This window comes from Rhizobium sp. Leaf311 (assembly GCF_001423445.1).
Taxonomy (GTDB): Bacteria; Pseudomonadota; Alphaproteobacteria; order Rhizobiales; family Rhizobiaceae; genus Agrobacterium.
This window is the reverse complement of the sequence record NZ_LMNZ01000002.1, coordinates 154,638-161,647: the sequence shown is the minus strand read 5'-3', so window position 1 is coordinate 161,647 and position 7,010 is coordinate 154,638. Positions and strand designations below refer to the sequence as shown.

At 56.0% G+C, this 7,010-nt stretch carries 5 protein-coding genes; 4 read left to right on the top strand and 1 reads right to left on the bottom strand.

Annotated elements, in window-relative coordinates:
* Positions 1-318: 318 nt before the first annotated feature.
* Entirely contained in the window at positions 319-1,005 is a 687-nt protein-coding gene (locus tag ASF69_RS04880; RefSeq protein WP_062585916.1) for a GntR family transcriptional regulator, read from the bottom strand.
* Between the two features lie 168 nt (positions 1,006-1,173).
* Here ASF69_RS04880 and ASF69_RS04875 point away from each other — a divergent pair, with 168 nt between their 5' ends.
* The 4 genes from ASF69_RS04875 to ASF69_RS04860 all read left to right on the top strand — a co-directional run bounded on the left by ASF69_RS04875 (position 1,174) and on the right by ASF69_RS04860 (position 7,009).
* Positions 1,174-3,111, top strand: coding sequence for an ABC transporter substrate-binding protein (locus ASF69_RS04875; RefSeq protein ID WP_062585914.1), 1,938 nt, complete (start codon positions 1,174-1,176; stop codon positions 3,109-3,111).
* A gap of 69 nt (positions 3,112-3,180) precedes the next feature.
* Positions 3,181-4,167: an ABC transporter permease gene (locus ASF69_RS04870; protein WP_062585911.1), complete on the top strand. Its 987-nt coding sequence runs from the start codon at positions 3,181-3,183 to the stop codon at positions 4,165-4,167.
* On the top strand, positions 4,164-5,312 hold the full coding sequence (locus ASF69_RS04865; protein WP_062585909.1) for an ABC transporter permease: 1,149 nt from the start codon (positions 4,164-4,166) through the stop codon (positions 5,310-5,312). Before ASF69_RS04870 ends, ASF69_RS04865 begins: the two co-directional genes overlap by 4 nt.
* Positions 5,312-7,009, top strand: a complete 1,698-nt coding sequence (locus ASF69_RS04860; RefSeq protein ID WP_062585907.1) for an ABC transporter ATP-binding protein — start codon at positions 5,312-5,314, stop codon at positions 7,007-7,009. The genes ASF69_RS04865 and ASF69_RS04860 overlap by 1 nt, the downstream gene beginning before the upstream one ends.
* The last annotated feature ends 1 nt before the right edge of the window (position 7,010 follow it).

Here is a 7,010-nt window from a genome sequence, read left to right as displayed (position 1 = left end):
TATCTGCAACATATGCCCATGCGCTTCGTGATCGATTCGTCGTCTGCGCCAAACTCATTCTCCGCGCCTGTTCTTGTCATCAGGACATAGCGCATTGAGGATGACTTTGTTCCGAGGCCAGACGATCAGCCAATGACCGGTTTTGATGCTAGCTGCCGAGACCACCGACCCAAGGTGACCACTCCGAAGAGGAAGTAGCTGCGTTTGTTAGAAAAATTCCAGACAGAGCCAACTGAACTGAGGGTCGGCGGTTCGATTCCATTCAAGGCGGGCGATAAGTAGGGCGTCGCGCGAAGTATTCTTCGATAATGAGAGAATTCAAGTTCGCCGCTTGATTTGTCGCATGTGCTCGATGATGTGACGGCCCGAACCTTCAACATGTTGGGCGATGATTGCTGCTGCGCCATCGGCGTCCTGCTTCTCGATGCAGTGAAGCAATCCCCGGTGCTCATTCATGACGCTGGTCTGGCGGCTGAGCGAGGTTGGAAATTGGCGGCTGATGGCGGACAGGATCTCACGGTGTCGCCACCACAAGTCAACGGCGTGGCGGTTGTAGTGGCGGTCGTACATGACCTGATGGAAGGCCATGTCGAGTTTTGAATGAGCATGTGGATCGGCGAAATTCATGGCCTCCATCTGCGCCTGTAAATCTTCCAGCGTGTCTAGATCAGCCTTGGTTGCAAGGCCGACAAACCAGCGCGTCAACGAAGGTTCGATCAGGACCTCGATCTCAAAAATGTCGCGCACGAATGTCTCATCAATCGCGCGGACGCGCGCGCCACGGTTTGGCATCATGACGACAAATCCTTCGCCACGCAGCTGCTGCAATGCCTCTCGTACGGGGTTTGTTGAGGTGCCCATCCGTTCGGCAAGATCGGCAATTTTGAGCCGTTCGTTGGCGACAAGCCTTCCTTGAATGATATCGTCGCGGATTCGCTCATAGATTGAGGCCTCAGCCACATCCGTTTCTTCCGTCAATCTTCGCAATTCGCCAATCGTGCTCATGAAGGTTTTCTAGCCGAAAAACGGGCTCATTGCCAAGTACGAAAAATCTCATTTCGCACATCCTTGTTGACAAATAATGTACGATCTGAAAACGTCCCGTCATATCGGCGGTCGGAGACTGCTGGATGTGTCTTAGGAGTGGGCACTGGCCAAGTGGAGGGATTTTACATGAGCTATCAGCGCAAGCTGCACAGCCTCGTCACACCGACGGGCATGATTGGGATCGTGGTTTGTGGCTTGTCTGGCGCCGCGTTTGCGCAGGACTATCGCCAGGCGCCAGCTCTGGAGGAGCAGGTCAAGGCCGGCAAGCTGCCGGCCGTTACTGATCGTTTGCCTGAACACCCTTTCATAGAAACGATGGTCGACGGTGTTGGGAAATACGGGGGCACGCTTCGGACCACAATTCTTGCCAACGGCGACCAGTACAATCTGACCCGCACAATCGCCAACGAGCTTCTTGTTCGATGGGATCCCGAGTGGAGCAAGGTCGAGCCATCGCTGGCCGAAAAATTCACCGCCTCCGAAGATGCCACCACCTATACGTTTACGCTGCGCAAAGGTTTGAAGTGGAGCGATGGGCAGCCGTTTACCGTCGATGACATCATGTTCTGGTACGAAGACGTCTTCATGAACCCAGCGCTGTCTCCTGCCAAGAACCCGACATTCACCGTCGCTGGCAAGCCGGTCAAGGTTCGAAAGATCGATGAGCAGACGGTCGAGTTCAAGTTCGATGCGCCATACGGCCTTTTCCTGCAGCAACTCGCCTACGGCCAGGGCCACCTGCCTGTCATCTACCCCAAGCATTATCTTAGCCAGTTCCATGACAAGTACAATAAGGATGGCATTCCGGCCCTGTTGAAAGCCAATCCGGCGGCGGGTGACTGGGTAGCGCTGTTCAATTCGAAAGTTTCACTGACGTTCCAGCCGCCGTTCTGGCAAAATCTTGCCTTGCCGACGCTCAACCCCTGGATCCTGACCGTGCCTTATGCCGATGGCGAGCGGGTCGCGGCGACACGTAATCCATTCTACTGGAAAGTCGATACGGCTGGTAACCAGCTGCCTTATATCGACAATATTACCTGGGCGAAGCTCGATGATCCCCAATTGATGGCGCTCAAGATGACATCAGGCGAATTTGATTTTGCGTTCCGGCATATCAATAATGCCACGTTCAAGTCCGTTTTGTTCGATGGTCAAGAAAGCGGCAATTATCGCTTTTTGGACGTCAAGGACCTTCCAGCCAACGATGCGGTCATTCTGCTCAACCTGAACTCCACCGATCCGGTGAAGAGGAAGGTTTTCCAAAGCAAGGATTTCCGCATAGCGCTAAGCCGGGCCATTAATCGTCAGGAGATCATTGATCTCGTTTACGTTGGGCAGGGCGTGCCCGCGCAGGTGGCCGTGCAGCCCGAACATGAGCTGTTTAATGAAAAAGAAGCCACGCAATATACGCAATACGACCCAGCGGCGGCCAATGCCGAACTCGACAAGCTTATGCCGAAGAAAGACGGTGAAGGCTTTCGCCTCGACGAGAACGGCAAGCGCTTCACCATCAATTTCATGGTCGCAGATGTCTTCGGTCTGTCTTACCCAGACGTCATGCAAATGGTGCAGCAATATGCCAAGGATGTCGGGATCGATATCCAGATCCGGGCCACCGATCGCGCCCGCCTCAATACCATGTGGAGTGCCAATGAGCAGGATGCCTATATCTGGAACTGCGTTGGCGGCCTTTCGGAAGTCTATACCGACCCGCGCTGCTACATGCCTTTTCAGAAAGCGGACATCTTTTTTGCGGTGCGCTGGGCTGAATGGTACGCCAACCATGAAACTGGCGAGGAGCCGCCTGAAAATGTCAAGGTGCTGATGGCAGCCTATGACAAGGTCAACGCTGCCGTCACGGATGAAGACCGCAAGGCCAAAATGAAGGATTTCCTGAATATTTCAGCCGATAGCTTCCTTAATATCGGCATTTCGCGACCCCTTCCGAAATACATGATGGTGTCGAAGAACCTCAAAAATGTCGTTGATGGCATTCCCATTACCGGCAACCTCTGGCACCCGGCGCCGACCCTGTCGCAGTGGTACTTCGACAAGACCGAGTAAGGGTTTCTCCCGACGGCCGGAGCCGCAAATGCCTCCGGTCATATCTCCCGCAACTCAACGGTTATTGTCATGCTTCGCTATATCGCCAAGCGGCTGGTGTTCGCCATTCCGACACTTTTTGCCGTCTCGATCATCGCTTTCATCATCATTCAGCTGCCGCCGGGCGACTACCTGACGACACTGATGGCTGACTGGGCAAGTCAGGGTGGTGCCGTTGAGGCGGGCACAGTCGCGGCCATGCGCGAACGCTATGGTCTCGATCAACCAATGTATTTTCAGTATTACAAATGGATAGCTGGCATCGTGACGCGCGGCGATTTTGGTATATCGTTCGAACTGGGAAAGCCTGTTACTGAACTGATCTGGAGCCGCCTCGGCTTCTCATTGATGCTGTCGCTGCTGACACTGTGCTTCGTCTGGGCGGTCGCCATACCGATTGGTATCATGTCGGCTGTGCGGCAATACTCGATCTCCGATTATGCCTCGACCTTCCTCGCCTTCTTCTTCCTAGCCGTCCCAGACTTTCTGATGGCGCTCGGCGCCATGTATGTGATGTCGGTCTGGTTTGGACAGAGCGTCGGCGGATTGTTTTCGCCGGACTATGTCGACGCCGGCTGGAGTTTCAGCAAGTTCTTGGATCTCGCAAATCATGTCTGGCTCCCCGTAATCGTCATCGGGCTGGGCTCGCTAGCTGCTCTAGTGCGTATCATGCGCGCCAACCTGCTCGACGAGCTGTCGAAGCCCTATGTCACGACCGCCCGCGCCAAGGGCATGTCCGAGTTTGAGTTGCTACTGCGTTATCCGGTGCGGCTTGCCCTCAACCCGCTGATTTCGACACTCGGCTGGATTTTGCCTGCTGTCATCTCGGGTGAAATCATCGTTTCAGTAGTGATGAGCTTACCGACCACTGGGCCGTTACTTTTGCGCGCTCTTCTGGCGCAGGACATGTACCTCGCCGGCTCACTGATCCTCCTGATCTCCGTCCTCACCATCATCGGCACGCTGATATCAGACATCCTGCTTGCCATGACCGATCCGCGGATACGACTGACATGACCGATATTTCCCAGCTTCCTTCCGATGAAGTGACCACCCTGGACCTGCGAGGCAAGGATATCGCTGTTGCCGGCCAATGGCGGCTGTTCTGGCTGAAGTTCAAGAAACACAAGATCGCTCTGGTGAGCCTGGTCGTGATTTGCCTGATGTATCTTGTCGCGGCCTTTGCAGATTTCATTGCGCCACTTGATCCCAACGCCACTAATGCTCGCTTCACCTATGCGCCGCCACAAGGCCTGTCCTTGGTGCATGAAGGCTCTTTCATGCCGCATGTCGATCAGTTGAAGATGACGCTGAACACGGAAAGCATGAGGCGCGAATTCGAGCCTGATCCGGCAAAGCCAGTGGCCGTCGGCTTCTTCGTGCCTTCCGCTCCATACCATATGCTCGGCTTCATACCGATGCAGACCAAACTGTTCGGTCTCGTCAATCCCAAGCCTGGCGACAGTCTCTACGTCATGGGTGCTGATCGTCTCGGTCGTGATATCTTTTCGCGCGCCGTCTACGGCGCCCGTATCTCGCTTTCGATCGGTCTGGTCGGAGTAGCTATGAGCCTTGTTCTCGGTGTCACCATCGGCGGAATTTCCGGATTTTTCGGTGGTTGGGTGGACATGGCGGTGCAGCGCGTGATTGAACTGTTGCGGTCCATTCCTACAATTCCGCTATGGATGGGTCTGGCTGCAGCGATCCCGGTCGGCTGGCCGCCTTTGCGCACCTATTTTGTCATTACTCTGATCGTTTCGCTGCTCGGTTGGACAAACCTTGCCCGTGAGGTGCGCGGCAAGTTTCTGTCGATGCGGGATGAGGACTTTGTGACTGCCGCCCGCCTCGATGGGATGAGCGAGATCGGCATCATCTTTCATCATCTAGTGCCGTCCTTTATGAGCCACATCATCGCCACGGTGACGCTCGCCATCCCGACGATGATCCTTGCCGAAACTGCACTATCCTTCCTAGGCGTCGGGCTGCAGCCGCCGATCATCTCATGGGGTGTGCTTTTGCAGGAAGCGCAAAACATCCGCGCTGTTGCGCAGGCACCTTGGCTTTTGTTCACACCAGCGGCGGCGATCGTAATCGCGGTCCTTTCTCTAAATTTCCTCGGGGACGGACTGCGCGACGCGGCCGACCCGTACGAGACGGTGTAATGAGCATGACAAACGGCACCATACTCAAGGTCGAAGACCTGAAAACCTATTTCAAAACCCGCACCGGCACCTTCAAGGCTGTCGATGGCGTGTCCTTTGAACTTCAGCGCGGAAAGACATTGTGCGTTGTCGGCGAAAGCGGCTCCGGTAAGTCGGTCACCGCCCGCTCGATCCTGCAGATCGTTGACAAGCCTGGCCAGATCGAAGGCGGCTCGATCCTGCTCACGCAGCAGGACGGTCGCCAGGTTGATCTCGCCAAACTCAATCCGCGTGGAGAGGAAATCCGCCGGGTTCGCGGCCGTGAGATCGCGATGATCTTTCAAGAGCCCATGAGTTCTCTTTCTCCGGTCCACCGGATCGGTGAGCAGATCGGTGAAGCGCTGCGTATCCATTTCGGCACGCCCAAGGCGAAGCGCCGCGAACGGGTGATTGAACTGCTGAAGCAGGTGGAAATTCCGCGTCCGGAAACCGCGATCGACCGCTATACATTCGAGTTTTCCGGCGGTATGCGCCAGCGTGTGATGATCGCCATGGCGCTTGCCTGCAATCCGCAGGTACTGATTGCCGATGAGCCGACCACGGCACTCGACGTAACGACGCAGGCGGAAATACTCGACCTCATCAAGCGACTGCAACAAAGCCACGGCATGGCAGTGCTTTTCATCACCCACGATATGGGTGTGGTCGCCGAAATCGCTGATGAGGTTCTGGTCATGTACCGCGGCAAGGTGATGGAACACGGCAGCGTCGATGAAGTATTCCATGCACCGAAGGATGATTACACCAAGCGTCTCATCGGCTCGGTGGTGCGGCTTGAGCGCAAAGCCGAGATTCGGCTGAAACGTGCCGAGATTGCCGCCGATGTGACACCGGTGCTTGAGGTTCGCAACATGTCCCTGACGTTTCCGTCTGGGCTGAAGGCGGTGGATGACGTGTCGCTGATCGTGAGGCCAGGAGAGACTCTGGGGATCGTTGGTGAAAGCGGATCCGGCAAGACAACGATGGGCCGTTGCCTCCTGCGCATCTACGATCCGCAGTCAGGCGAGATCAACTATCGTCGCGCCGATGGCAGCACTATCGATCTGCGCACTGCGGACAAGCCACAGCTGAAGGAGCTTCGCCGTGAAGTCAGGATGATCTTTCAAGACCCGGTCGGTTCGCTGAGCCCACGCAAGACTGTCGGACAGATCATCGCCGAACCTTTGAAGCTTGCCGGTATGCAGGGCAAGGAACGCGATGAACGGGTGGCAGAACTGATGCAGCAAGTGGGTCTTGAACCCGCCTGGCGCGAACGCTACCCGCACGCATTTTCCGGCGGCCAGCGCCAGCGCATCGGCATTGCCCGTGCCATCGCCGTCAAGCCGCGGCTGATTGTTGCCGATGAAGCGACCTCCGCGCTCGACGTTTCCTTGCGCTCGCAGATACTCGACCTGATGATGAGGCTTCAGGACGAGTTGGGCCTCTCATACGTCTTCATCTCCCACGATATGTCGGTGATCCGCTACATGTGCGATCGCGTCGCGGTGATGTATCGCGGTCGCATCGTCGAGGCTGGTGATACCGATCAGGTCGTCAATCGGCCGACCCACGATTACACCCGGGCCCTGCTCTCTGCCATCCCCCACCCAGATCCACGCGACCGCCGCATTCACAACCGTTTCCGGTACGTCGCGCCCACAGTTTTAGCAAACGGATAAG